The organism is Actinomadura geliboluensis (assembly GCF_043197915.1).
Classification (GTDB): domain Bacteria; phylum Actinomycetota; class Actinomycetes; order Streptosporangiales; family Streptosporangiaceae; genus Spirillospora; species Spirillospora geliboluensis.
In genome coordinates this window covers 24804-50385 of the sequence record NZ_JBICUA010000001.1, presented here as the reverse complement: position 1 = coordinate 50385, position 25582 = coordinate 24804, and the positions used below count along the sequence as shown (strand labels likewise).

Below are 25582 nucleotides of genomic sequence, written 5' to 3'. Positions count from 1 at the left end.
TAGCGCGCGGTGTAGCGCGTTGCTGACCGGAGCGGGATTCGGACGCGGCGGTGTGGTGGCACGTCGGCGGCTGGAGGCAGCTTGTGCACGCACACCCCGCGCCGCCCGTCTGCGCCAAGCGGCGACGAAGGAGGCGTGTGGAGGGTGGTGGCGGTCTCTTTGGTAGCGGCGTGGCGTGTGTTGGCGCGAGGTGGGAGCAGCGGCGGAAGGGCGTCGTGGCCGGGGCAGTGTGTGGCAGGCCGTCCGGGCCGGAGGACGGCTCACTGCTGCTTGGCAGGTCGGGATTCGTCGAGGAGTTCGATCAGGCGTTTCGGGGCGATCAGGCGGTAGCTGTCTTCGATGAGTTCGGCCATTTCGTCCCAGTCGTGGTCGACGTCGAGGCGGGCGCCGACCCAGCCCTTGGGGCCGACGTACTTCGGGACGAAGAAGCGCTCGGGTTCCTCTGCCACGAGTGCCTCCTGTACGCCGGGGCCGGCCTTGAACGTCATGGAGAGGCCGTCCTCGGAGGTCATCACGAACAGCTTGTCGCGGACGCGGTAGGACGGCGCGGTGTGGCCGCCGAACGGCTTCTCCGCCGCCTCCGGCAGCGCCAGGCAGATCTCCCGAATCCTCGCCGACGGGTCCACGTCGCTCACCTGCAGTCCTCTCGGTCATGCCCTTCCGCGCAATCGTAGGTGGGGCGTCGGACATTCAGCGCGTCCGCCGCGGGGCGGCGCCGGACGGGTGGGTTCTTCCGTCGGGTGGAAGGGGGGCTGGTGGGGGGTGGTGGTTGGGGTGAGGGTCGGGGGCGGTTGGTCGGTTCGCTGCATGGAGGGGTCGTGGGTGCGGAGACTGAGGTCGTTGTGGGTGAGCGGGTGGTCCTCGCCGACGGCGTCGTGGGGTTGGCGCTGCGTGCGGTGGACGGTGGGGAACTGCCGGCCTGGGGGCCGGGGGCGCATGTTGATGTGGTCTTGGGAGAGGGGCTCGTCCGGCAGTACTCGTTGTGCGGGGATCCGGGTGATCTGCGGGTGTGGCGGATCGGGGTGTTGAAGGAGGGGCCGGGGTCCACCGTCGTTCATGAGCGCGTGCGGGTGGGGGATCGGCTTGTCGTGCGCGGGCCTCGGAATCACTTTGTGCTGGAGGACGCGCCTCGTTACGTGTTTCTTGCGGGTGGGATCGGGATTACGCCGATCCTGCCGATGGTGGCCGCGGCCGAGGCGGCGGGGGCTGATTGGCGGTTGTATTACGGCGGGCGGCGGCGCTCCTCCATGGCGTTTCTTGAGGAGCTGTCGCGGTTCGGGGAGCGTGTCGACGTTTGGCCGCAGGACGAGCGGGGGCTGCTCGATCTTGATGTGGTCTTGGGAGAGGTGGAGGGCGCGCTCGTCTACTGCTGCGGGCCGGAGGCGATGCTCGCGGCGGTTGAGGAGCGGTGCGGGGCGGGTGTGCTGCGTACGGAGCGGTTCTCGCCGAAGGCGGTCGCCGGGCCTGTCGAGGCGTTCGATGTTGAGTTGGCGCTGAGTGGGCGGACGCTGCGGGTCGAGGCTGGTCGCTCGATTCTGGAGACCGTGGAGAAGGCGGGTGTGAGCGTTCTTTCGTCCTGTCGGGAGGGCACTTGTGGGACGTGCGAGACCGTGGTTCTCGACGGTGAGCCCGACCATCGGGATTCGGTACTGAGCGAGGCGGAGCGCGCGGACGGGGGGTTCATGATGATCTGCGTGTCCCGGGCCCGCGGGCCCCGCCTCGTGCTGGAGCTCTAGGGGTGCAGGGCGCGGCGGAGGGCGCCGAGGCGGTCGGCGTTCATCCGCTTGGTCACGGCCGCCTGCGGGACGAGGGTCGAGCCGTGGAAGGTGCCCGGATAGTGGTGGATCTCGGTCGGGACGCCTGACTGGACCAGCCGCATCGCGTAGGTCAGGCCCTCGTCGCGCAGCGGGTCGAATTCGCAGGTGGTGACGTAGGCGGGCGGCAGCCCGGACAGGTCCTCGGCGCGGGCCGGCGCCGCGTACGGGGAGACGCCGGCGGTGCCGCGGACGCCTTCGCCGAGGTAGTAGTCCCAGCTCAGTTCCGCGTTGGGGCGGTGCCAGATCGGCGTGTCGGTGAAGGCGCGCATGGACGGGGTGTCGAGCCGGTCGTCCAGTTCGGGGACGCCGAGGAGCTGGAAGCACAGGGCGGGGCCGCCGCGGTCGCGGGCCAGGAGCGCGACCGCCGCGGACAGACCGCCGCCCGCGCTCTCGCCGCCGACCGCCAGGCGCGCCGGGTCGATGCCGAGTTCGCCGGCGTGCTCGGCGGTCCAGGTGAGGGCGGCGTAGCAGTCCTCCAGGCCGCTGGGGAAGGGGTGTTCGGGCGCGAGGCGGTACTCGACCGAGACGACGACGGCGCCGACCTCGGCGGCGATCGCGGTCGTGTCGTCCTGGTAGAGGTCGACGGAGCCGAGGACGAACCCGCCGCCGTGGATGTAGACGAGGCCGGGCAGGGGGCCGTCGTGCTCCGCCGGCCGGAAGACGCGGACGGGCACGCCGGGCGGCACGGTGACGTCGCGGGTCTCGACCGGGATGGGAGGTTCGTACGCGGGCTTGTCCCCGAACATCTCCGCCTCTTCACGGCGGACCTTCTCCACGTCGGCGATCGTCAGGTGTGGGATCATCGAGATCCAGGGGGCGAGTTCCGGGTCGTAGGCGTAGGTCACCACGGGCTCCTCTCACGCGGCCGGCGTCCTCAGTGTCGGACGCCGGGGCCGCCGTGCCCAGCCGACGGCCGCCGGGAAAAACGGCCCGCTGACCGCCGGTCGTCGGGTGCCGTACCCTGCCGTCATGAAGGGCCTGATCCTGCGGCTTTCGGCGCTGGACGCCGACGCGGAGACCGCGGTGCGGGTGATCAGTTTCTTCGACGGGCTGACGGCGGCCGGGGCGAGCGCGCGGGTCCTCGTCCAGGAGACCGCGCGGCTCGCCGAATGCCCGGCCGGGCTCGTCGACGCCGGCCTGTCGCTGGCGGCGGGGGAGCCGCCGGGCGGGCGCCGGCAGGTCAGGGAGTTCTCGGAGAGCGGGCACGTGTGGCTCGGACGGGACGCGCCCCTGCCGCTGGACGACATTATCCTCGACCGGTTCGCGATCGCGGCCCGATTCCTGATGGAGCCCGCGCCGAGGAATAGCGGCGAGGGCCTTGCCGAGGTGGCCCTTTCGAGCGAGGCCGGGGAACTCGAACGCGCCAGGGCCCTGCGGATGCTCCGGATCGAACCGGGGGCCGTCATGCGGGTCCTCGCCGTTGACGGGGACGTCGCGGTGGGCGGGCACGCGGTGCCGGTCGGGCGGGTCCGCGCGGTTCTCGGCGGGGCGCTGCCCGAGCGGGTGCCGGAAGGCGTGCGGATCGGGATCGGTCCCGCCCTGCCCGCGATCGAGGCGCCCGTGTCGTGGCGGCGCGCGCGGACCGCGCTGCGGTTCGCCGGGCTCGGCTCCGACGTCGTCCACTACGAGGGGCTCGGCGCCCTCGCGGTGGTCGCCGCGCGCATGCGGGACGATGACATCGCCGAGGTCGCGGACGTCGCCGTGCTGGACGAGCTCGCCCGGGAACCGAACGGCGCCGGGCTCATCGCCGTCCTCGCCGCGTTCTGCGCGACCGGTTCCGCCCGCCGGGCCGCGGCGAAGGTGCACCGGCACCACAGCACGATCGCCGCGCGGCTCGCGCACGCCGAGGCGCGGCTCGGCTTCGCGTTCTCCGCGCCCGGCGGCCGGCGCCGGCTCGACCTGGCCCTGCTGCTGCGGCACCTGCGCGACACTCCGTGATGACCGATCGGCCATTGCACAACTGATCATCCGTAGGCAGCCTCTGAGGTATGGGAGACGCGAGCCGTACCCTCCTCGCCCGGGCTCGCGCCGCCGGGAGGCGGCGATGAGCTTCTCCGACTACCTCTCCGAACGCTGGCCCACGATCGCCCGGCTCGCCGCCGAGCACGCCGAGGTCGTGCTGATCGCCGTCGCCGTCGCGGCGGTCGTCGGGATCGGGCTCGGGATCGCCGTCGAGGGCCGTCCGCGGGCGCGGGCCCTCGCGCTCGGCGTCGCGGGCACCATGCTGACCGTCCCGTCGCTGGCGCTGTTCGGCCTGCTCATCCCGCTGTTCGGGCTGGGCCTCGCACCGACGATCACCGCGCTGGTGCTGTACGCGGTGTTCCCGATCCTGCGCAACACCATCACCGGGCTGGACGGCGTGCCGGGCGCGGTGGAGGAGGCGGCGCGCGGCATGGGCATGAGCCCGCTGAGCCGGCTGCTGCGGATCAGGCTGCCGCTGGCCTGGCCGGTGGTGCTCACCGGCATCCGGGTGGCCACGATCATGACGGTCGCGATCGCGGCGATCGCCGCCGCCGTCGCGGGGCCCGGCCTCGGCGAGCTGATCTTCGGCGGGCTGGCCCGGATCGGCGGGGCGAACGCGCTGAACGACACCCTCGCCGGGACGCTCGGCGTCGCCGTGCTGGCGCTCGTCCTCGACCTGCTGTTCGTCGTGCTGTCCCGCCTCACCACCGCCAGGGGGCTGCGATGACCGAAGCCGCCGTCACCGAGACCACCGCCGTCCGGGAGATGATCCGGCTGGAGGGGGTGAGCAAGCGGTACCCGGGCCAGGACGCCCCGGCGGTCGAGGACCTGACGCTCGGCGTCCGGGACGGGGAGATCGTCGTGCTGCTCGGGCCGTCCGGCTGCGGGAAGACCACCACGCTGCGGCTGATCAACCGGCTGATCGAGCCGACCGCGGGCCGGATCCTGCTCGGCGGCGAGGACGTCACCCGCGCCGACCCCGACGAGCTGCGCCGCCGCATCGGATACGTCATCCAGCAGGTCGGGCTGTTCCCGCACATGACGATCGCCGCGAACATCGGGGTCATCCCGCGCACGCTCGGCTGGCCGAAGCGGCGCGTGCGGGACCGCGTCGACGAGCTGCTCGACATGGTCGGCCTCGACCCCGGCACGTACCGGAGCCGGTACCCGAAGGAGCTGTCGGGCGGCGAGCAGCAGCGCGTCGGGGTCGCCCGCGCGCTCGCCGCGGACCCGCCCGCGATGCTGATGGACGAGCCGTTCGGCGCCATCGACCCCATCACGCGGGAGCGGCTCCAGGACGCGTTCCTGGAACTGCAGGGCCGGATCCGCAAGACGATCGTGCTGGTCACGCACGATCTGACCGAGGCGCTGAAGCTCGGCGACCGGATCGCGATGCTCGGGCGGCGGGCGAGGCTCGTCCAGTACGACACGCCCGCACAGATCCTCGCCCAGCCCGCCGACGAGTTCGTCGCGTCGTTCGTCGGGACGGGCGCGGCGATGCGCAGGCTCCGGCTCGTCGAGGTCGGCTCGATCGCGCTGCCCGCCGCCACGGAGGGGAGCGCCGGCGGCGCGACCGTCCGGGCCGACCAGTCGCTGTACGAGGCGCTCGACGCGATGCTGCGGGCCGGCGCGGAGACCGCGACCGTCCTGGACGGCGACGGACGGCCCGCCTGCACGGTCTCCTGGTCGGCGATCGTCAGGGAGACCCCGGCGGCGGGCGGTGGGCGATGACCGTCACCGCCGTCCCGGAGCGGACGGCCGCGGGGGAGGAGGCGCGGGGCCGCGCCGGCCTCCTCGTCACGCCCGTCTTCCTGCTGCTGGTGTGCGCGGCGCTCTACCTCTACGTGCGCGGTCTCGACCTCGACCCGATCGAGCGCCGCGCCATCGACCGGGACGAGATCGTCCGGCAGTTCGGCGAGCACGTCGGCCTGGTCGCGGTGTCCACGGCGCTGGTCCTCGCGATCGCGATCCCGCTGGGGGTGCTGCTGACCCGGCCGCGGCTGCGCCGGCTGTCCGCGCCGTTCCTCGCGCTCGCCAACGTGGGGCAGGCCGTCCCGTCCATCGGGGTGCTGGTCCTGCTCGCGGTCACGGTCGGCATCGGCTTCCAGAAGGCGGTGATCGCCCTCATCCTCGTGTCGGCGCTGCCGGTGCTGCGCAACACCATGGTCGGCCTCCAGGGCGTCGACCGGTCACTCATCGACGCCGGGCGCGGCATCGGGATGTCCCGGACGGCGGTGCTGTTCCGCGTCGAGCTGCCGCTCGCGGTGCCGGTGATCCTGGCCAGCGTCCGCGTCGCGGTGATCCTCAACGTGGGCAGCGCGACGCTCGCGGCCTTCACCAACGCGGGCGGGCTCGGCGAGCTCATCAACACCGGAATCGCGCTGAACCGGACCCCGATCCTGCTGACCGGCAGCGTCCTGACGGCCGTGCTCGCCATGGCCGCCGACTGGCTCATCGGACTCGTCGAGCACGTCGTCCGCCCCCGCGGCGTCTGAACCAGAGGAGAGTCACCATGCGCCTGCCCACCATCCGACGATCACCCGTCGCCGTCTCCCTGGCCGCCGTCGCCCTCACCGCGGGATGCTTCAGCTCCGGCGGCACCGACGCCAAGGCGGGCAGCCTGGCGGAGGGCAACTCACTGGACGGCGCCACGCTCACCGTCGGGTCCAAGGAGTTCACCGAGCAGCTCGTCCTGTGCCAGGTCACCGCGCTCGCGCTGCGCTCGGCGGGCGCGACCGTCCGCGAGAAGTGCGGGCTCCAGGGCAGCAACACCACGCGCGCGGCGCTGACGTCCAGCAGCATCGACATGTACTGGGAGTACACCGGGACGGCCTGGATCAACTACCTGAAGGAGACAGAGCCGATCGGCGACCCGGCCGCGCAGTACACGGCGGTCGCGGAGCAGGATCTCGCGAAGAACAAGGTGAAGTGGCTCGCGGCGGCGCCCGCGAACAACACCTACGCCATCGCGGTGAAGACGACGACGATGCGGCAGCTCGGGATCAAGAACCTGTCGGACTACGCCGCGCTGGCGAAGAGCGACCCGGCCAAGGCGTCCACGTGCGTCGCGAGCGAGTTCGCCGGACGCAGCGACGGATGGCCCGGCCTGCAGAAGTCCTACGGGTTCACGCTGCCGAAGTCGTCGGTCGCGACGCTGGCCGAGGGCGCCATCTACGACGCCATCGGCAAGGGCGAGCCGTGCGCCTTCGGCGAGGTCGCGACGACCGACGGGCGCATCAAGGCGCTGGGCCTGACGCCCGTCCCGGACGACAAGAGGTTCTTCCCCGTCTACAACCCCGCCCTCACCGTCCGCGACTCCGTCTACCGGGACCACCCGGCGATCGGGAAGATCGCGGACCCGATCGCGGCGGCGCTGACGGACTCCGTCCTGCGGGAGCTGAACGGCGAGGTCGACATCGAGGGCAAGGAGCCGGCGGAGGTCGCCGAGACCTGGCTGCAGTCCCAGGGGTTCATCGGCAAGTGAGGGGCCCGGACGGTCGCGCCCCATTACGCTGAGCAGCACATATCGCCACAGTGAAGGGCATGGCGCATGAACCGGAGTGAACTGGTCAAGATGGTGGCGGAGCGCGCGGGGAGCGACGAGGCCGCCGCCCGCCGGCACGTGGACGCCGTGTTCGACACCGTGATGGAGCGGGTGTCCGCCGGGGAGCGCGTCACCGTGACCGGGTTCGGGACGTTCGACAGCTTCGCCCGGCCCGCCCGCAGCGCCCGCAACCCGCGCACCGGGCTGCCGGTCGAGGTCCCCGCCGCGCAGGTGCCGCGGTTCCGGTCCGGGCAGACGTTCCGCACCCGGGTCGCCGGAGACGCCCCCGCCGCCGTCCCTGCGGCGGAGCCGGAGGCCGCCGTGGCGGTGGCCGCGCCGGTCGGGGCCCCCGCGCCGAAGCCGTCCAAGAACGGCAAGAAGCCGAAGAAGAACGCCGAGGCCAAGGCCGAGGGCAAGGAGGCCAAGAAGGGCGCCGGGGCGAAGAAGCGTCCCGCCGAGGACGCGCCGAAGAAGGCCACGCCGAAGCCCGACAAGGCCGACAAGAACGCGAAGAACGGCAAGGGCGGCAAGGGCGCGAAGAAGAAGGCGGGCAAGGGGAAGGCGCGGGCGAAGGCCGCCTCCTGACCGGGGTCAGCGCAGCGGGAAGCCGAGCTCGCGGCCCTGCTCGCGCAGGCCGTCACGGGCGTCCGGGTGCGCCACCTCGTCCACGAGCTGCTGCGCCTGCGACAGCGAGTCGTGGCCCCAGATCGTGGCGGTGCCCTGCTCGCTGACGATGAAGCTGTGCTGGAAGGAGGTGACGGGCCCGGCCAGCCGCGGGATGACCGTGGACACGTCCGCGCGCGGGTGCCAGGACGGCAGCGCGATGATCGCCCGGCCGCCGGGGGAGTGCAGCGCCCCCACGACGAAGTCGGTCTGCCCGCCGAACCCCGAGTAGACCACGCCGCGCACCCGGCTGGCGTTGGCCTGCGCGTACAGGTCGACCTGGAGCGCCGAGTTCACCGACACCAGCCGGGGGCGGCGCGCGATCAGGCTCGGGTCGTTGGTCTTCTCGGTGCGCAGCATGCGGACGCGCTCGTTGCGGTCGGCCCAGTCGTAGAGCTCCTCGCCGCCGAACGCGAACGACGCGGTGATCGGCGTGTCCGGGTCGAGCGTGCCCGCCTTCTCCAGCGCGAGGACCCCGTCGCTGAACATCTCCGACCAGATGCCGAGGCCGCGGCGGCCGAGCAGCGAGGCGAGCACGGCGTCCGGGACGGCGCCGATGCCGAGCTGCAGCGTCGCCCGCTCGGGGACGAGGGCCGCCACCCGGCCGCCGATCTCGCGGGCGGTGTCGCCGGGCGGCCGGGGCACCGGGTTCGCGAGCGGCTCGTCCGACTCGATCGCGTAGTCGATCTCGTCCACCGCCATGACCGCGTCCCCGAAGGTGTAGGGCATGCGCGGGTTGAGCTGGGCGATGACGAGCCCGCCGCGGGCGCGGACGGCCTCCACGGCGGCGGGCAGGATGTTGACCTCGATGCCGAGCGACACCGTCCCGTCGCGCGGCGTGGACGTCTGCAGGATGACGACGTCGGGCGGCAGCGACCCCTTCAGCAGGTTCGGGACGAGCGACAGCCGCGACGGGAAGTAGCGCAGGCGCGCGTGCCCGCGCATGCCCGCCCCGACGAACGGCGTCTCCAGGTCCACGCCGTCGCGGTCGGGCAGGTCGCCCTGGGCGTTGAGCATGAACAGCCGGTACTCGGCGGCGGCCGCGTCCAGGACGGCGAGGGCCCGGCGCGGGGTGGCGAAGTTGCCGCCCACCACGACCCGCGGCCGCCCCGGCAGGCCCGCGAGGACGGTTCCGAGGTGTGATTCAGAAATGACGCGCATCGTCTCGCTCCGCCCGTGGGTGGGTGTTCCGTCTTCCATGATCGGGTATCGGTGGGCGCGGGCCCAAGGCGGGGACGCCCCGGGCCCGCGCCCCCGCTAGACGACCAGGTTCAGCAGCAGCACGAACACCAGGCCGGACACCGAGATGACGGTCTCCATGAGCGACCACGTCTTGATGTTCTGCCCGACGCTGAGCCCGAAGTACTCCTTGACCAGCCAGAAGCCGGCGTCGTTGACGTGCGAGAAGAACAGCGAGCCGGCGCCGATCGCGAGCACGAGCAGCGAGGTCTCGCCGCTGTCGAGGGCGCCGACCAGCGGGACGAAGATGCCGGCGGCGGTGACGGTGGCGACGGTCGCGGACCCGGTGGCCAGCCGGATGAGGACGGCGACCAGCCAGGCGAGCAGCAGCACGGAGAACCCGCTGTCCTTGACCCAGTCGGCGACGAGGTCCCCGATCCCGGTGGCGATCAGCGTCTGCTTGAACCCGCCGCCGGCGGCGACGATCAGCAGGATCCCGGCGATGGGCGGCAGCGACTCCGCGGTGGACGACGAGACGGCCCGGCGGTCCATGCCGGAGCCGAGGCCGAGGGTGAACATCGCGACGACGACGGCGATGAGCAGCGCGATCAGCGGCGTGCCGAGGTCGTCCAGGACGGTGCGGAGGGTCCCGCCCTCGTCGAGGGTGATGTCGGCGACGGCCTTGCCCAGCATCAGCACGACGGGGAGCAGCACGGTGGCGAGCGTGACGGCGAACGACGGGCGCTTGCGGCCCTCCTTCGCCAGGCTCGTCTCCTCCTCCTCGCCGGGGTCGACGTAGAGCTGCGGGGGCATGACGTCCACCCAGCGGGCCGCGAACCGGGCGAACAGCGGGCCGGACAGGGCGACCGTCGGGATCGCGACGAGCACGCCGAGGCCCAGCGTGAGGCCGAGGTCGGCCTTGAGGGCGCCGATGGCGGCGAGCGGCCCGGGGTGCGGCGGGACGAGCCCGTGCATGGCCGACAGCCCGGCCAGCGCCGGGATGCCGACCGCGATGAGCGACAGCCCCGAGCGGCGCGCGACCAGGAAGATGACCGGCATCAGCAGCACGAGGCCGATCTCGAAGAACATCGGCAGGCCGATGAGCGCGCCGACGAGCGCCATCGCCCACGGCAGGAAGGCGCGCCTGGACCGCCCGACGATGGTGTCGACGATCTGGTCGGCGCCCCCGGAGTCGGCGAGCAGCTTGCCGAACATGGCGCCGAGCGCGATGAGCGCGCCGACGTCGGCGGTGGTCTTGCCGAAGCCCTGGCCGAAGGCGTCGAAGGTGTCCGCCATGGGAAGACCGGCGATGGCGCCGACCAGCAGCGAGCCGAGCGTCAGGCTGAGGAAGGGGTGGACCTTGAAGTAGGTGATCAGGACGACGATCAGCGCGATGCCGGCGAGCGCCGCCGGCACGAGCCGCCCGCCGTCGGCGGCCGGCGCCGCGGCCAGCACGATCGTGTGCATTTCTCATCCTCCGGGGAGCGAGGAGGGGTGGACGGTCCGCCCGAGTGTGACCGCAATGACCTGCTTTTTACAAGAGATCGGGGCTAAAAATCATATCTTTGTGCGAGTGATGCCGAGATTCGTGTGATGATTGGGCCATGATGGACATCCCGCAGGCCGGGTTGCACGGCAGCGTCCTCGACCGCCTGGGCGTGCTGATCACGTCCGGCGAGCTCGGCGCGGGCGCGGTGCTGCGGATCGAGGAGCTGGAGTCCCGGTTCGGGGTGTCCCGGTCGGTGGTGCGGGAGGCGATCCGCGTCCTGGAGTCGATGGGCATGGTCACCAGCCGCCGCCGCGTCGGCGTCACGGTCGCCGAGCGGATGCGGTGGAACGTCTTCCACCCGCAGATCATCGGCTGGCGGCTGGACGGCGCGGGCCGCGACGAGCAGCTGCGCTCGCTCGGCGAGCTGCGCCGGGGGCTGGAGCCGGCCGCCGCCGCGCTCGCCGCCCGCCGCGCCACCCCCGCCCAGTGCGGCACGCTGACCGGCGCGGTGATGGACATGGCGGTGCACGGCCGGTCCGGCGACCTGGAGTCCTACCTCACCGCGGACGTCCTGTTCCACCGGACGCTGCTGGAGGCGTCCGGCAACGAGATGATGGCCGCCCTCAGCGGACTGGTCGCCGCCGTCCTCGCCGGCCGCACCCACCACCACCTGATGCCCGCCCGCCCCGAGCCGGCCGCGATCCGCTGGCACGCGGAGGTGGCGCAGGCCGTCCAGGCGGGCGACGCCGACGCCGCCGAACGCGCCATGCGCGACATCGTCGACGAGGCCACGCGGGCGATGCTGGACGCGGGCGAGTGACGCCCGGACGCGCGTGACGTCCTAGAAGAGGGTGGGCGGCTCCGCCGGGACCGGCTCCGGCAGCGGCTCCACCTCCGGCGCCAGGGCCCGCACCTCGTCGTGGAAGCGGCGGGCCAGCTCCAGGGCGTCGGCGTTGTCGGGGGTGTGGACGAACACGGTCGGCGAGCGTCCCTCGCGCGCCCATTCGGCGGCCTTCTCCACCCAGAACCGCCAGCCCTCGACGATGCGCTCGGTGTCGTCCCGGCCGAGGTAGCGGACGATCGGACGGTCGGTGAGCGCGGCCGACCGGCGCGGCACGCGCGGCTTCTTCGTCCACGCGTCCCGTTCGGCGTCGCTGGTCGGCGGGCTGGTGAAGAACGCGGTGGTGTCGAACGGCACCCATTCGGCGCCGGCCCGGCCGAGCACCCGCTCCAGGTCGCGGGCGCACCGGTCGTCCTCGAAGAAGGCGCGGTGCCGCACCTCGACGGCGTACCGGTGGGCGGCGGGGAGCCCGCGCAGGAAACCGGCCAGCGCGCCGAGGTCGCCGGGGCCGAACGAGCCCGGGAGCTGCACCCAGAGCGCGTGGGTCCGCGGCCCCAGCGGCTCCATCGCCCACAGGAACGCGCGGAGTTCCTCGCCGGCGTCCGTGAGCCGCCGCTCATGCGTGATCGTCTTCGGCAGCTTCAGCAGGAACCGGAAGTCCGGCGGGGTCTGCTCCGCCCACGACTCCACCGCGCTCCGCGCCGGCGTCGCGTAGAAGGTGGTGTTGCCCTCCACCGCGTCGCACCAGCTCGCATAGGCGCGCAGCCGCTCGGCCGGTGGCAGCGCCGGTGGCAGGAACCGGCCCTGCCACCGCGCGTGCGCCCACATCGCGCACCCCACATGAACCCGCATGCCGCCCGACGCTACCGAACCGCCGCCTTCCGGACGAAGTCGAGCAGCGCCGCGGCGAAGTCGCCCGGCGCCGGTCGCCACCCGGAGGCCGGTGATGTCGTGGATCTGCTCCAGCAGCCGCTCCATGCCCGCGTCCCCGGCCATGTCCTGGTCGCGGGCGAAGGTCCCCTCTCGCTCGGACGGACGGCTCTCCCGGGGAGGCGGTTTGCCGGTGAGTCTGGAGGTGACGGACTCATGGAGGCGCAAGGCACGGGGGGCCGCATGAACGCACAGCCGATCACCGGGATCGTCGCGGGCTACGACGGCTCCGAGAACGGGATCCTGGCCCTGGACTGGGCCGTCGAGGAGGCCCGTGTCCGGGAGCTGCCGCTCACGGTGATCCACGTGTGGGACGCCTACCTCGGCGGCCCCGTCGCGGTGCCGGCCGTGGACCTGCGGGCCCTGGCCCAGGAGACCCTGGACGGCGGCGTCGCGCACGTCCGCGAGACCGCCCCCGGCCTGCCGGTCCGCGGGCTGCTCGTCCAGGGACCGGCCGCCGAGCGGCTGATCGAGGCCGGGCGGAGCGCCGACCTGATCGTGCTGGGCCCGCGGGGCCTCGGCGGCTTCGCCGGGCTGGTGCTGGGATCGGTCGGCGCCCAGGTCGTCGCGCACGCCGCCTGCCCGGTGGTGATCGCCCGCGGCGAGCGCGGCCCCCGGACCGGCCAGGACCGCGTGGTCGTCGGCGTGGACGGCTCACCGGCGTCCCGGGCCGCGCTCGCCATGGGCTTCGCCGAGGCCGGACTGCACGGGGCGTCCGTGCACGCGGTGACCGCCTGGGCCGCGCCGCCGCCCGGGGACCTGCCGCCGCTGGTGGACGAGGCCGGCATGCGGGACGCGGCGGAGAAGCGGCTCGCCCAGCTGATGATCCCGCTGCGCGAGCTGCATCCCGGCGTGGACGTCCGGATCTCCGTCGTCACCGGGCCGCCGCGCGGCGTCCTGCTGGACGCCGCCGGCGGCGCCCGCCTGCTCGTCGTCGGGTCCCGGGGCCTGGGCGGCTTCCGGGGCCTGCTGATGGGGTCGGTCAGCCACGCGCTCGTCCAGCACGCGCCCTGCCCGGTGGCGGTGGTCCACGGGGCCGGCGGGACCGGGTAGCCGTCACTCGACGGCCTCCTCCAGCGCCCCGGCGGGCGCGGAGATCCGCCGGACGACGAGCGCCGCCGCGCCGAGCCCGGCGATGGCCGCCGCGGCGGCGACCAGGAACGGGTCGGCGCCGTCCAGGGCGGGCGCGAACCCGACGCCGACGTACAGGGTGACCCCGGTGGAGCCGCCGAGCTGGTCGGCGGCCCGCTGGACGCCGGAGGCGATGCCCGCGTCGTCCTCGGTCACGCCCGTCACCGCGACGTACTGCAGCCCGACGATCCCGAACCCCATCCCGGCGGCGATGAGCACCATGGCCGGGACCAGCGCCGGGCCGGCGGCCCCGGTGCGGGCGACCAGCGCGATGGAGGCCATCGCCAGCGCGGTGAAGCCGATCCCGGCGAGGACGCAGCGCCGCGCGCCCCACCGTCCGAGCAGCCGGGGGACCAGGACGGACGCCGCGATCAGCGACACCGCCAGCGGCAGCATCGTCAGGCCGGCCCGCAGCGGGCCGGCACCGGCCCGGTCCTGCAGGTAGTAGCTGAACAGCAGGAACGAGGCGGACAGCGCCGCGCTCAGCAGGGCCGTGGCGAGGTTGGCCAGGACGCGCGTCCGGTTGCGGAAGAACCGCGGCGGCACGAGCGGGTCCGGCGCGCGGCGCTCGGCCCGGACGAACCCGGCCCCGGCCGCCACCGCCCCGGCCAGCGCGACCGGCGGCAGCCAGGGCGGCGTGCCGCCCGCCGCGCCGGCCTCGACGACCCCGAGGGTGAACAGCAGCGGCGCCGCGGTCAGCAGGAACGCGCCGGGCAGGTCCAGCGGGGCGCGCCCGGCGGGCCGCTCGCCCGGCACGAGCAGCACCGCGGCGGCGAGCACGGCCAGGATGAACGGGACGGAGATCAGGAAGATCCACCGCCAGCCGAGCAGTTCGGTGACGGCCCCGGAGACCACGAACCCGAGGACGAGCCCGCAGCTCGCGACGGCCGCCCACACGCTCAGCGCCCGCGACCTGCGCGGCCCCTCGGGGAACAGCAGGACGATCACCGCCATCGCCGCCGGCAGCGCGAGCGCCTCGCCGGCCCCCTGCAGCAGCCGGGCCGCGACCAGCGCGGGGAACGACGGCGCGAGCCCGGCCAGCAGCGACGCCGCGCCGAAGAGCGCCGTGCCGAGCAGCAGGACGCGGCGCCTGCCGAGCATGTCGCCGAGCCGGCCGCCGAGCATCAGCAGCCCGCCACCGGTGATCGTGTAGCCGACCACGACCCAGGTCAGCGCGTGGCCGTCCGCGCCGAGGGCGGCGCCGATCGAGGGCAGCGCGACGTTGACCACGGTCACGTCGACGGCGATGAAGAACTGCAGCATGGCCAGGCTGCACAGCACCAGCCACGCGCGCGCCGGGGACGATGCGTCCCGGCGCGCGGAGAGAATGCCTGAGAACACCGAGTGCTCCGTTGCTCAGAAGAGGTTCCGGGCAGCACGAATGTGCCGCTTCGGCTGAACGGCGAAGCGGCCGGACGTTCTGTCAGGTGGTGGAGGAACGCCCCGCCGCTAGCGGAGCGTCCTCGTCACCGCGGCGCAGGCGGCCGCGCACGAAGCGGCAGACATGGCGCAGATGCTATCGGACGGCGTCGTCCCCGCGGCCGGGGCCCGCGGATCGCTCGCCGTCGTCAGCCGTCGGTGGAACGGCCGTCGAGGAGGGGGCGGCGCGGGTCCCAGGAGGTGCCGTCGCGGGCGTCGCGGCGGCGCCGGGCGATGCCCGACAGCGCCTCCAGCACCACGCGGTTGGCCAGCGCCGAGGTGATGTCGGCGTGGTCGTAGGGCGGGGACACCTCGACCACGTCGACGCCGGCGACCGGCAGCTCGTAGGTGACGCGGCGGACCGCGTCCAGGAGCTGCCGCGCGGTCAGCCCGCCGGGCTCGGGCGTGCCGGTGCCGGGGGCGTGGCCGGGGTCGCACACGTCGATGTCGACCGACAGGAACACCGCGTCGCACTCGTCGGTGGCGATCTGGAACGCCTCGGTCAGGCACGCGTCCAGGCCGCGTGCGACGATCTCGGTCATCTCGTAGGAGCGCATGCCCTGCCCGGCCATCCAGTCGAGGGTCTCCGGCCCCGGCCAGTACCCGCGCAGGCCGAGTTGCAGGAACCGGTCGCCGCGCACCGCGCCGGACTCGATCAGCCGCCGCATCGGCTGCCCGTGCCCGATGAGCGAGCCGAACGCCACGTCCCCGGTGTCGGCGTGCGCGTCGAAGTGGACCATCGAGACACGGCCCGCGCCGACGTGCTCGGCGACGCCCGCGGCGTCGGGCCACGCGATCGTGTGGTCGCCGCCCAGGATGAGCGGGATCGTCCCGGTGCGGGCGACGGTGGAGACGGCCTTCTGCAGGTCGCGGACGGAGCGCTCGGCGTCGCCGGAGTACATCTCGACGTCGCCGGCGTCGTAGACCGTGAGGTCGCCGTGGAGGCCGTCCACCCGCAGGGCCAGCGACGGCCGCGAGCCCTTCTGGGGCAGGTAGCAGGTCTTGCGGATGTACTGCGGCCCGAACCGGGTCCCCGGCCGGTGGGACGTGCCGCCGTCGAACGGCGCCCCGAGGATGACCACATCGGCGTCGGCGTAGGTGGACGGCTCCGACCAGGTGCATCGGGGCACGCCCAGAAAGGTCATGTCGGGCCCGAACTGCGGGCCGTACCGTTCCGGCAAGGTCGTTCCCCCGGCTGGAATGTGCCGCCCCGGCGCGGGGCGGCACGCATGCCAAGGAGCCTACGGGCCTCGCGTTCAAAGCACCGTATAGCCGCGCAATGCCTCGGTTACGCGCAGAGAAAGCGGTAACGGCACCCGGTATTCGGATCGCCGAACGCGCCGGGCCCGGAGGCATTTCGTCGAGGAGCCGGCGATGGGGATCGCGGGCTCAGCCGGTGGAGGAGTCGGCGTTGGCGTAGACGAGGTGAACCACGCCGGTGCCCTCGAAGGTGGTGGAGGACACCAGCTTCAAAGGCACCGTCTCGCCGTCGGTGAAGAGCTTGTCGCCATGCCCGACGACGATCGGGTGCAGGAGCAGGTGCAACTCGTCGACCAGGCCCTGCCCGAGCATCCAGCGCACCAGGGCGGCACTGCCCGTCGTACCGAGCCGGGTGTCGGCCTTGAGCTCGGCCAGCCGTGCCGCGACGTCCCCGTTGATCAGCGTCGAGTTCTCCCAGGTGGCCTCGGTCAGCGTGGTGGAAACGACGTACTTGCGGGCGCTGTTCATGGCCTTGGTCATCGGGTCCGCGGGGTCGGCGTCGGGCCAGTAGGCGGCGAACCCGTCGTAGGTCGTCCGGCCGAGGAGGGTCGCCTCGGCCTCGTTCATCAGTTCGCCGACCACGGCGCCCATCTGGTCGTCGAAGTAGGGGAAGTGCCAGGTCTCCGGCGCCTCGATCACACCGTCGAGCGAGATGAAGAGGCTGGACTTGATGAATCCCATCGGAATGCTCCCTTGATCGCGTCCGGGCCGGCCCCGTGGAGGGGGACCGTCATCCAGAGGTCGAACGACGGTCCGGCGGATCGACAAGCCGGCGAACTTTTCTTTGGATCGCCGACCGGAACCGGGCGCGAGAGGGGCCGTCAGGTGTTCATCGTGGTGGCGCCAAGGCGCTGAGCAGCAGCGCCTTGGCGGCCGGTACCCGGTTGGCGGCCTGCTGGACGACGGCGGACTGCGGCGAGCCGTACACCGCCTCGGTGACTTCGGCGCCGGTGAGCCCGAACTGCCGGTAGAGGCGGCGGCCGACCGGGGACTCGGCGTCGTGGACCGCCGGCAGGCCGTGCATGAACCGCGCGTCCGTCCGGCCGGTGGCCCGCAGGAGCTGGCCGGTGACGCGGTAGGGGACGAGGGCCTGCACGCGGGCGAGCAGGCTGTGGAAGGGCAGGTCGGTCGTGACCCACGCGGCGGTGTGCACGAAGCCCGCCCCGGCGACGGCGTCGCGGGCGTCGGTGGTGATCAGGACGCGGGCGCCGCTGCGGCGCGCGAGGTCGTGGACGCGGCTGAGGACGCCGGCGGGCGGGCGCATGTGGACGGGGGCGGCGATCCGCACGTCCATGCCGAGGCTCGCGCCGGTGGTGAGCAGCGACGCGGCGATGGGGGCGCGGGCGTCGCCGGTGAAGCAGAAGGCGATGCCGGCGAGGTCGCCGCCGTCCAGCTCCCGCATGGTGAGGAGGTCGGCGACGGCCTGGACGGGACGCCAGGGGTCCGTGCCGAGGTTCCAGACCGGCACGGTCGCCGCCCGCGCGAGCCGGACGAGGGCGTCGTGGTCGGTGCCGGCGTAGGCGATGCCGTCGAAGTCCCTGCTCAGCGCCCTGGCGGTGGCGGCGGGCGGCTTCCGGAGGGACGCCGCGGACAGGACGGTGGTGCCGGCGCCCAGCTCCGCGGCGGCGGTCTCGACCGCGGCGCGGGAGCGGGCCGCGGGCCGCTGGAGGACCAGCGCGATGTTCTTGCCCCGCAGCGGCTCCGCGGCCGGTTCGCCGACCGCTCCGTCCTTCAGCCGGGCCGCGAGCGACAGCAGTTCCCGGAGCCGGCCGCCGTCCAGATCGAGGCCGGTGAGCAGCGGACCGGTGATTGCGAGCTCGTTGAGTGAGGTGGTCATGCGGGCTCCTTCACAGGCATCTCCCAACCGACCGGGGCCGACGGCCCTACCAGGGGGAGTAGGTGCGCGGGCTCTGCCGGATCGGGGCTCCGAAGGACCTGCGCAAGACGTCTCTCCAGGCTTGCTCTGCATGGCCTTGGACCGCGCCGGGGAAGACCCTGGCCGATGCACTGGTGCCCTGCGTGCGCCCGGGAGGACCTGGGTATCGGCCAGTGACATCCCCAGGCGCGATCTCGTTGTGCGGCGAGCAGGCTGAGCGCATGACTCCCTACGCTGAGCTGTCCACTCCTCCGATCTCGCTCGTTCAGCCCGTCCTTCACGGGACGCTGAGCGTGCCGAGTCCGCGTCCAGGCGTCACCGAGACCCGGGACGGACTCCTGAGGGTCGTCACCGCCCCCCACCCCCTGCTGCTTCGGCTCGAAGGCGAGGCCGACCTGTCCAACCGGGACCTCCTCGCCGCCACCTTGCGCACCATGACGGCTCCCGGTACCTCGGATCTGCACGTGGACCTGAGGCGCCTCGACTTCATCGACGTCGGCTGCCTGGCTCTCCTGCACCGGGCCGAGCAGGTCCTGATCCGCCAGGGACGGCGGCTCCGCGTGTACGGCGCTCCGCCCGTCGCCCGCAAGGCCATGCGCCTGCTCGGCTGGGAGATGCCCGCCGAGGAAGGAGCGACGCCGTGACCTTCACCGACGTGCGCCGCCCCGCGAAGGACGCCGTGGAGGACGCCGCGATCACCGACCTGGCGCTCATGCTGACCCGTGCGGCGGTCCTGGCCGGGCAGCGCCCGGAGACCCTGGTGGCGCAGCTGTCGGACGCCGACTTGGCCGCCCTCTACCGCACCTGCGCGAAGCGGCGCTGCGGAGCGCGCCGACCATCGCTCCAGTGCCTCGTCAGCGCGAGCGCGGGCGGGCCGCGCCGCGCGGCGGAAAGCCCGGCCATGGGAAAGGCATGACCGCCTGATGGGATGCCGCGCATTTCCGTAATGAATTGGTGTGAATGCCGCTGCGGGCACGGCAATTGCTGGAGCTCGTCGTGAGTCCATGGTCATATGAAACCGGCAGGGGAGATCACTTCGAATTCGAATGGAAGAGTCCAGCATGAGACGTGGGATGCTTCGTGTCGTCGCGCTGATCGGAGTCGCCGCGGCCGCCGCGTCGGCCGGTCCCGCCCAGGCGGCGCGGCAGCGTCCGAGGGCGGTCCTGGTCGCGGAGTCGTTCACCGGAGCCGTCACCGACTCGCGCTTCATCGGGTACGGGGCCGCGTGCCTGACGGGCGCGCGCCGCGGGGGCCAGGTGGCGGAGGCCGCGAACCACCCGCTCGGCGGCTGCCACCCGGACCCGGCCGGTCCCGTTCCGCCGGTCGGCGCGGCGCCGCACGGCTACCTCCAGCTCACCGACGCCCACTTCGAGGAGACCGGCGCCGTGCTGTTCGACTCGCCGGTCCAGGCGGAGGACGGCCTGGAGGTGACCTTCGAGCAGTGGCAGTACGGCAACACCACGCGGACCCCGGCGGACGGGATCTCCTTCTTCCTCACCGACGGCGAGAAAGGGCTCACCACGCCCGGCGCCTTCGGCGGAAGCCTCGGCTACGCCCAGAAACTGCCGGACGGCAGCACCGAGGGCCGGCTCATCCCGGGTGTCGAAGGCGGATACCTCGGTATCGGCCTGGACGTGCTGGGCGACTACTTCGGCGATGGAGAGCAGCGCGGGAACGGCTGCGAGCGGCGTTCCCCGGCCGGGACGAGGTTCCAGGCGCCTCCTCCCGGGCCCAACATCGTGACCGCGCGCGGGCCGGGGGACGGCACCGAGGGTTACTGCGTCCTCGACGCCACGACGGCCAACAAGAAGGACACCGGCCCGTGGCCGTCCGCGCTTCCCGGCCGGCTCCACGGCTCCCTGAAGGAGATGCCCGCCCGGGTCAAGCCGAAGCGGGCCGAGGCCCTTCTCGAACCGGTGAAGCGGGTCGTCCGCGTCGTGGTGCCGCCCGGGTCCGACCCGATGGTGACGGTGGACATCGACTTCCGGGACGGCAAGGGCTTCCAGCGGGTGCTGCGGTTCCCGGCTCCCGAGCCCCTGCCCGACACCGTCAAGTTCGGCTTCGCCGCCTCCACGGGCCCGCACACCGACGTGCACCTGATCCGGAGACTCACCCTGCGCTCCGTCCGCTGACCGGCCGTTCGCCGACCGGGCACCGCGAGCGGTTTCCCGGTGCTTCGTTCAGCGGTGCGAGGGAATGCCGCGGGAGCTCCACGGTGATGCGGAGCCCGCCGGCGGGGCGCGGGACGAGGGTGAGCGCTCCGCCGTGTGCGTGGGCGATGGACTTGACGATCGCCAGGCCGAGGCCGACGCCCGCGTGATCGGTGTGGACGCGTTCGGTGCCGCGCTGGAACGGCTCGGTGAGCGTCGACACTCGCTGGGCCGCGAGCTTCTCGCCGGTGTTCTCAACGGTGAGCACCACCGTTTCGGGACGGACGCTGGTCGTGACCCGAGCGGTGCCCCGTTCGGGCAGGTTGTGGACGATCGCGTTCTGCACGAGGTTCGTGGTCAGCTGAAGCAACAGCGCGTGTGAGCCGACGGTGTGAGCGATGTCGCCCGAGGTCTCGATGGTGATGCCGTGCTTCTCCGCCAGGGGGAGGAGCGCTTCGGTGGCCTCCTCCGCCACGAGGGAGAGGTCGACATGCTCTCGGGTGAAGGCACGCTGGTTGGCGCGGCTGAGCACCAGAAGGGCTTCGGTGAGGTCGATGGCCCGGCCGTTGACGGCGTGGAGGCGGTCGATGATCTCGCCGGTGTCACGGGCCGGATCGCCGCGGGCCACGTCCAGCAGCGTCTTCGAGATCGCCAGCGGGGTCCGCAGCTCGTGGGAGGCGTTGGCCGCGAACCGCTGCTGCTCGGCGACGTGCGCCTCGAGCCGCGCGAGCATCGCGTCGAAGGCGTCGGCGAGTTCGCGGAACTCGTCCCTGCGGCCGGGCAGCCGGATCCGGTGGGAGAGCGATCCCTCCGTGGCCAGCCGGGCGGCGCCGGTGATGCGGGTCAGCGGGGCGAGCATGCGGCCGGCGAGGATCCACCCTCCCACCAGGCCGAAGAGCAGCAGGAACGCCAGGACGGCCGCCGCCCGCGGGGCGAAGACGCGCAGCAGGTTCGACCGGATGGGGAAGACGCCCGTATTGGTGGTGCCGGAGGGCACGATGAGCGCGCGGTCGGGGACGTAGCGCAGGAGGAACACCCACACCGCCGCTAGCAGCAGCGCACCCGCGAGCATGAGGAACGCGGCGTAGCTGAGCGTGAGCTGGAGGCGGGCGCTCAGACCCGGGCCCCTATCCATGCCCGCCGCCCTCACCTCCGGCCCCCGGCCCGGTGGAGATGCGGTAGCCGACGCCCGGCACGGTCGCGATGACCCAGGGCTCGCCGAGCCGTTTGCGCAGCGCCGAGACGGTGATGCGGACGGCGTTGGTGAACGGGTCGGCGTTCTCGTCCCATGCGCGCTCCAGCAGTTCCTCGGCGCTGACGACGCCGCCTTCGGCGGCGATGAGCACTTCGAGCACCGCGAACTGCTTCCGGGTCAGCGCGACGTAGCGGCCGTCCCGGAACACCTCCCTGCGGAACGGGTCCAGCCGCAGGCCCGCGATCTCCCGCACCGGGGGCCGGCTGTGGGCCCGCCTGCGGTCGAGGGCCCGCAGCCTGAGCACGAGTTCGCGCAGTTCGAACGGCTTCGTGAGGTAGTCGTCGGCGCCGAGCCCGAACCCGGTGGCCTTGTCGTCGAGGCGGTCGGCCGCGGTGAGCATCATGATCGGCATGCCGCTCCCGGAGGCGACGATGCGCTCGGCGATCTCGTCGCCGGACGGCCCGGGGACGTCGCGGTCCAGGACGGCGATGTCGTAGGCGTTGACGGCGAGCAGCTCCAGCGCGGTGTCGCCGTCCCCCGCGATGTCGGCCGCGATCGCCTCCAGGCGGAGGCCGTCGCGGATCGCCTCCGCCATGTAGGGCTCGTCCTCGACGATCAGCACGCGCATGCGCTCGATGCTACGAACGGGCGCATATCGCCGGCGTATGTAAAACCGCATACGCGACGGCAACATCGCGCCGCGTTGACTGGTCGGCATGCAGGATGCAGGGGTGACCGGCAGTGAGCGAGGCCAGACGATGACGCAGGTGGACACGGCGGAGACCGGCTCGGTCGGCACCGGCGGCCCGGATACCGGCTCCGGCGCCTGGCGCGCGGCCGTCCGCCGCGCGGTCCGCCTCGGCTCCCGGCCCGGCCCGTGGAAGCGCGGCCTGGTCCTCGCGGCGCTGGCCCTGCTGCTGGCCCTGCTCATGCTGCTGCACGCCGAGGTCCCGAACCGTGGCATGCACCTCGGCAGCCTGCTGGAGACCGTCCTCCCGTGGCTCGGCCTGCTCATCCCGGTGCTGCTGGTCGCCGCGCTCTTGCGTCGCTCCGCCACCGCGACGCTCGCGCTGCTGCTGCCGGTCGCGGTGTGGCTGCACCTTTTCGGCGGGCTGCTCGGCGACAGGTCCGGTCCGGGCGGCGACCTCACCGTGGCCAGCCACAACGTCGGCGCCGCCAACCCCGACCCGGCAGGCGCCGCCCGCGGCCTGGCCGCCTCCGGGGCGGACGTCCTGGCTCTGCAGGAGCTGACCACGCAGGCCCTGGGAACGTTCGAGCGGGAACTGGCGAAGGCGTACCCGCACCACACGGTGCAGGGCACGGTCGGGCTGTGGAGCAAGCTGCCCCTGTCGGACACCCAGCCGGTCGACATCAAGATGGACTATGGCCCGCTGGGGGAGACCAAGCCGGCCGACGAAAAGATGACCTACAACCGGGCATTCCGCACCACAGTGGCCACGGACCACGGGCCGCTGGCGGTGTACGTCGCCCACCTCGGGTCCGTACGGGTGAATCCCAGGGCGGGATTCTGGACGACCCATCGGGACAGGGGCGCGCAGGCGCTCGCCGAGGCCGTGGCCTCGGAGAAGAACGAGCGGGTCGTGCTGCTCGGCGACCTGAACGGCACCATGGACGACCGCGCGTTCGACACCCTCACGTCGCGGATGCGCTCGGCCCAGGACGCGGCCGGGGACGGCTTCGGCTTCACCTGGCCGGCGGCGTTCCCGATGGTCCGGATCGACCAGGTCCTGGTCAGGGGCGTGAAGCCGCAGAGGGCGTGGTCGCTGCCGTCGACCGGCAGCGACCACCTGCCGGTGGCTGCCGCGATCAGCTGGTGACGCGGCGGCCGTCGTGCCCGCCCGGCCGCGGGGAAGTCCGACCGGTCAGGCGAGGCTCATGAAGAGCTTTTCCAGCTGGGCGCGGTCCACCGCGGCCTGCTCGGGATCCGCGCCCTCCTGGACGCACTTCTCCAGGCCCGTTGCGATGATCTTGAACCCGGCGCGGTCCAGCGCCCGGGAGACCGCCGCCAGCTGGGCGATCACGTCCTTGCAGTCCCGCTCGTTCTCGATCATCTGGATGACGCCGCCGAGCTGCCCCTGCGCACGGCGCAGGCGCACGAGGACGTCGGCCAGCGAGTCAGCCTCGAATCTCACGTTGACCTCCTAATACCCGCCAGGGTATACGGCGCGGGACGGTTTCGACCGGGCCGGACGGGAGCGGCATACGGGCACCCTGGCGCTCGCCAGATGGCCGCCATGCCACCCGGGCGATGCCTGCTCGCATCCCCTTGCGCTCTCCAGGATACCCCAGGGGGTATTTGCATCCCGCTTCGTCCATCGGCTAACGTGCGAGGAAAAATACCCCCAGGGGTATATGAGCGACAGATCGCGGACAACGGAGAGCGAGGCAGGCCAGTGATCGAGATCGTTCCGATCGACACCCCCACGCTGGGGGACCGCAGCTACTTCGTCACCGACGGCGAGGTCGCGCTCGTGATCGACCCGCAGCGCGACATCGACCGGGTGCTCGCCCTGGCCGAGGCCCGGCGGGTGGCGGTCGTCGACGTCTTCGAGACACACGTCCACAACGACTACGTGACCGGCGGACTGGCGCTGGCCCGGGCGACCGGTGCCGCCTACCACCTCAACGCCGCCGACCCCGTGGCCTTCGAGCACCACGCGGTGGCCGAGGGCGACGTGATCGAGGTCGGCTCCCGGATGCGGGTGCGGGTCCTGGCGACTCCGGGCCACACGTTCACGCACCTGGCCTACGTCCTGGAGGCCGAGGGCCGGCCGCCCGCGGTGTTCAGCGGCGGGTCGCTGCTGTACGGGTCCACCGGACGGCCGGACCTGCTCGGGCCGTCCCACACCCTCGATCTCGCGACCGCCCAGTACGGCTCGGTGCGGCGGCTGGCGCGCGAGCTGCCCGACGACGCCGAGATCTTCCCCACCCACGGGTTCGGCAGCTTCTGCTCGGCCACCCAGTCCGAGTCCGAGGCGTCGACGATCGGGCGGGAGAAGCGCGGCAATCCCGCGCTCACCCTGGACGAGAAGGAGTACGTCGAGGGGCTGCTGGCCGGCCTGGACGCCTGGCCCGCCTACTACGCCCACATGGAGCCGGCCAACACCGCCGGGCCGGAGGCGCCCGATCTGTCGGAGGCGCGCCGCGCGGACGCCGCCGAACTGCGCCGCCGCATCGAGGCCGGGGAGTGGGTCGTCGACCTGCGGACCCGGACGGCGTTCGCGGCCGGTCACATGGCCGGGACGCTCAACTTCGGGCTGGACGGCAGTTTCGCGACCTACCTCGGCTGGCTCGTCCCGTGGGGCACGCCATTGACGCTGCTGGGGGAGACGCCCGAGGACGTGGCGGACGCCCAGCGCGAACTGGTCCGCATCGGGATCGACCGCCCGGCCGCGTCGGCCACCGGCGGCCCCGAGCGCTGGGCGGGCGCGGAGGACCTCGCGTCCTTCCCGAGAGCGTCGTTCGAGGAACTGGCGGCCGTCCGGCACCACCGCCCGGTCGTGGTCCTCGACGTGCGCCGTGCCCTGGAGTGGGACGAGTCGCACATCGACGGCGCCGTGCACATCCCGCTGCAGGACCTGCCGACGCGCCTGGCCGAGGTGCCGGGCGGCGAGGTGTGGGTGCATTGCGCGGGCGGCTACCGCGCCGCCATCGCCGCCTCGCTGCTGGCCGCCGCCGGACGGCGCGTGGTCGCCATCGACGACGAGTACGCCGCCAGCGCCCGCGCCGGCCTGCCGCTCACCGCCGCCGCCTGACGATCAGGCGTCCACAATTCCGGACGCGGTGGCTTTTTCCGGGCGTTAGCTCAGGCGCCTACTGCGCCGCGCGCGCCGCATGAAACCGGACTTTTGACTTGCTGTCAGAGTTCCCGGCGAATGCGCATTTCGGCGCGCGCAGATCGTCCCTTTCGGCGGGGCCGTGCCGCTCACCCGAGCCGCGGGCCCGCCGGCGGCGCTCGTCCGGGTGGGGCCGCGACCCGGGTTCGCGGTCGGTCGCCCCCGGGCGCCGGATTCTCCGGCGCCCGGGGGCGGCAGCGCGTTGACCAGCGCTTCGGTGGGGCGGACGGCGGTTTCCGAGGGTGATGCGACGGTGCGGGGTCCGGTGG

The 25582-nt window shown here is 73.1% G+C and carries 26 protein-coding genes; 14 read left to right on the top strand and 12 right to left on the bottom strand.

The annotated features are described in order from the left end of the window. Positions 1–260: 260 nt before the first annotated feature. Positions 261–635: an MmcQ/YjbR family DNA-binding protein gene (locus ACGFI1_RS00265; RefSeq protein ID WP_392781584.1), complete on the bottom strand. Its 375-nt coding sequence runs from the start codon at positions 633–635 to the stop codon at positions 261–263. Positions 636–818: 183 nt separating this feature from the next. Here ACGFI1_RS00265 and ACGFI1_RS00260 point away from each other — a divergent pair, with 183 nt between their 5' ends. Then, positions 819–1736 carry a PDR/VanB family oxidoreductase gene (locus tag ACGFI1_RS00260; protein WP_392781582.1) on the top strand — a complete coding sequence of 306 codons (918 nt, stop codon included), beginning with the start codon at positions 819–821 and terminating at the stop codon, positions 1734–1736. Here ACGFI1_RS00260 and ACGFI1_RS00255 read toward each other — a convergent pair. Then, positions 1733–2662: an alpha/beta hydrolase gene (locus ACGFI1_RS00255; RefSeq protein ID WP_392781579.1), complete on the bottom strand. Its 930-nt coding sequence runs from the start codon at positions 2660–2662 to the stop codon at positions 1733–1735. The two genes, ACGFI1_RS00260 and ACGFI1_RS00255, sit on opposite strands and share 4 nt — an antisense overlap. 124 nt (positions 2663–2786) lie before the next feature. On the opposite strand from ACGFI1_RS00255, the gene ACGFI1_RS00250 reads away from it, so the two are divergent. The 6 genes from ACGFI1_RS00250 (at position 2787) to ACGFI1_RS00225 (ending at position 7908) form a co-directional block, all read left to right on the top strand. Then, complete coding sequence (locus ACGFI1_RS00250) at positions 2787–3755, top strand: helix-turn-helix domain-containing protein (protein WP_392781577.1); 969 nt, start codon at positions 2787–2789, stop codon at positions 3753–3755. A gap of 106 nt (positions 3756–3861) precedes the next feature. Further along, positions 3862–4506: an ABC transporter permease gene (locus ACGFI1_RS00245; protein WP_392781574.1), complete on the top strand. Its 645-nt coding sequence runs from the start codon at positions 3862–3864 to the stop codon at positions 4504–4506. After that, positions 4503–5510 (top strand): ABC transporter ATP-binding protein, encoded by a 1008-nt coding sequence (locus tag ACGFI1_RS00240; protein ID WP_392781572.1) that lies wholly within the window; start codon positions 4503–4505, stop codon positions 5508–5510. The genes ACGFI1_RS00245 and ACGFI1_RS00240 overlap by 4 nt, the downstream gene beginning before the upstream one ends. After that, positions 5507–6274 carry an ABC transporter permease gene (locus tag ACGFI1_RS00235; RefSeq protein WP_387068485.1) on the top strand — a complete coding sequence of 256 codons (768 nt, stop codon included), beginning with the start codon at positions 5507–5509 and terminating at the stop codon, positions 6272–6274. Before ACGFI1_RS00240 ends, ACGFI1_RS00235 begins: the two co-directional genes overlap by 4 nt. A 17-nt stretch (positions 6275–6291) precedes the next feature. Further along, entirely contained in the window at positions 6292–7263 is a 972-nt protein-coding gene (locus ACGFI1_RS00230) for a glycine betaine ABC transporter substrate-binding protein (protein WP_392739016.1), read from the top strand. Positions 7264–7329: 66 nt separating this feature from the next. Continuing rightward, positions 7330–7908, top strand: coding sequence for an HU family DNA-binding protein (locus ACGFI1_RS00225; protein WP_392781568.1), 579 nt, complete (start codon positions 7330–7332; stop codon positions 7906–7908). A gap of 6 nt (positions 7909–7914) precedes the next feature. On the opposite strand, the gene ACGFI1_RS00220 is transcribed toward ACGFI1_RS00225, so the two are convergent. Both ACGFI1_RS00220 and ACGFI1_RS00215 read right to left on the bottom strand, forming a co-directional pair. Continuing rightward, positions 7915–9147: an acetyl-CoA hydrolase/transferase family protein gene (locus ACGFI1_RS00220; RefSeq protein WP_392781565.1), complete on the bottom strand. Its 1233-nt coding sequence runs from the start codon at positions 9145–9147 to the stop codon at positions 7915–7917. Between the two features lie 96 nt (positions 9148–9243). Then, entirely contained in the window at positions 9244–10632 is a 1389-nt protein-coding gene (locus tag ACGFI1_RS00215) for a GntP family permease (RefSeq protein WP_392781562.1), read from the bottom strand. Positions 10633–10769: 137 nt separating this feature from the next. Between ACGFI1_RS00215 and ACGFI1_RS00210 the strand changes: the two genes are divergently transcribed. Next, the gene (locus ACGFI1_RS00210; RefSeq protein WP_392781559.1) at positions 10770–11474 is read left to right on the top strand and encodes a FadR/GntR family transcriptional regulator; all 705 of its coding nucleotides are present in this window, start codon (positions 10770–10772) and stop codon (positions 11472–11474) included. Positions 11475–11495: 21 nt separating this feature from the next. Here the strand turns inward: ACGFI1_RS00210 and ACGFI1_RS00205 are convergent, their stop codons facing one another. Then, entirely contained in the window at positions 11496–12491 is a 996-nt protein-coding gene (locus ACGFI1_RS00205) for a DUF72 domain-containing protein (RefSeq protein WP_392781556.1), read from the bottom strand. A gap of 117 nt (positions 12492–12608) precedes the next feature. On the opposite strand from ACGFI1_RS00205, the gene ACGFI1_RS00200 reads away from it, so the two are divergent. Beyond that, the gene (locus ACGFI1_RS00200; RefSeq protein ID WP_392781553.1) at positions 12609–13478 is read left to right on the top strand and encodes a universal stress protein; all 870 of its coding nucleotides are present in this window, start codon (positions 12609–12611) and stop codon (positions 13476–13478) included. Between the two features lie 3 nt (positions 13479–13481). Here ACGFI1_RS00200 and ACGFI1_RS00195 read toward each other — a convergent pair whose 3' ends face one another. The 4 genes from ACGFI1_RS00195 to ACGFI1_RS00180 all read right to left on the bottom strand — a co-directional run bounded on the left by ACGFI1_RS00195 (position 13482) and on the right by ACGFI1_RS00180 (position 18072). Beyond that, complete coding sequence (locus tag ACGFI1_RS00195) at positions 13482–14897, bottom strand: MFS transporter (protein ID WP_392781550.1); 1416 nt, start codon at positions 14895–14897, stop codon at positions 13482–13484. A gap of 227 nt (positions 14898–15124) precedes the next feature. Next, complete coding sequence (gene speB, locus ACGFI1_RS00190; RefSeq protein WP_392781548.1) at positions 15125–16105, bottom strand: agmatinase; 981 nt, start codon at positions 16103–16105, stop codon at positions 15125–15127. A gap of 259 nt (positions 16106–16364) precedes the next feature. After that, positions 16365–16916, bottom strand: coding sequence for a dihydrofolate reductase family protein (locus tag ACGFI1_RS00185; protein ID WP_387068433.1), 552 nt, complete (start codon positions 16914–16916; stop codon positions 16365–16367). Positions 16917–17064: 148 nt separating this feature from the next. Continuing rightward, complete coding sequence (locus ACGFI1_RS00180) at positions 17065–18072, bottom strand: ornithine carbamoyltransferase subunit F (protein WP_392781545.1); 1008 nt, start codon at positions 18070–18072, stop codon at positions 17065–17067. 260 nt (positions 18073–18332) lie between these two features. Here ACGFI1_RS00180 and ACGFI1_RS00175 point away from each other — a divergent pair, with 260 nt between their 5' ends. From ACGFI1_RS00175 to ACGFI1_RS00165, 3 genes are all read left to right on the top strand, one after another. Beyond that, entirely contained in the window at positions 18333–18755 is a 423-nt protein-coding gene (locus ACGFI1_RS00175; protein WP_392781542.1) for an STAS domain-containing protein, read from the top strand. Then, a complete protein-coding gene (locus tag ACGFI1_RS00170; protein ID WP_386868316.1) occupies positions 18752–19027 on the top strand; it encodes a hypothetical protein in 276 nt (91 codons plus the stop codon). The genes ACGFI1_RS00175 and ACGFI1_RS00170 overlap by 4 nt, the downstream gene beginning before the upstream one ends. A 157-nt stretch (positions 19028–19184) precedes the next feature. Then, entirely contained in the window at positions 19185–20243 is a 1059-nt protein-coding gene (locus ACGFI1_RS00165) for a lectin-like domain-containing protein (protein ID WP_392781540.1), read from the top strand. Here ACGFI1_RS00165 and ACGFI1_RS00160 read toward each other — a convergent pair. Both ACGFI1_RS00160 and ACGFI1_RS00155 read right to left on the bottom strand, forming a co-directional pair. Beyond that, complete coding sequence (locus tag ACGFI1_RS00160; protein WP_392781537.1) at positions 20221–21396, bottom strand: sensor histidine kinase; 1176 nt, start codon at positions 21394–21396, stop codon at positions 20221–20223. The genes ACGFI1_RS00165 and ACGFI1_RS00160 overlap by 23 nt on opposite strands. Next, positions 21389–22084 carry a response regulator transcription factor gene (locus tag ACGFI1_RS00155; RefSeq protein WP_138633850.1) on the bottom strand — a complete coding sequence of 232 codons (696 nt, stop codon included), beginning with the start codon at positions 22082–22084 and terminating at the stop codon, positions 21389–21391. The genes ACGFI1_RS00160 and ACGFI1_RS00155 overlap by 8 nt, the downstream gene beginning before the upstream one ends. A gap of 103 nt (positions 22085–22187) precedes the next feature. On the opposite strand from ACGFI1_RS00155, the gene ACGFI1_RS00150 reads away from it, so the two are divergent. Further along, complete coding sequence (locus ACGFI1_RS00150) at positions 22188–23294, top strand: endonuclease/exonuclease/phosphatase family protein (protein WP_392781534.1); 1107 nt, start codon at positions 22188–22190, stop codon at positions 23292–23294. A gap of 45 nt (positions 23295–23339) precedes the next feature. Here the strand turns inward: ACGFI1_RS00150 and ACGFI1_RS00145 are convergent, their stop codons facing one another. Next, positions 23340–23609 carry a metal-sensitive transcriptional regulator gene (locus ACGFI1_RS00145; protein ID WP_138633853.1) on the bottom strand — a complete coding sequence of 90 codons (270 nt, stop codon included), beginning with the start codon at positions 23607–23609 and terminating at the stop codon, positions 23340–23342. A gap of 261 nt (positions 23610–23870) precedes the next feature. Here ACGFI1_RS00145 and ACGFI1_RS00140 point away from each other — a divergent pair, with 261 nt between their 5' ends. Beyond that, positions 23871–25232 (top strand): MBL fold metallo-hydrolase, encoded by a 1362-nt coding sequence (locus ACGFI1_RS00140; RefSeq protein ID WP_392781531.1) that lies wholly within the window; start codon positions 23871–23873, stop codon positions 25230–25232. Positions 25233–25582 lie beyond the last annotated feature (350 nt).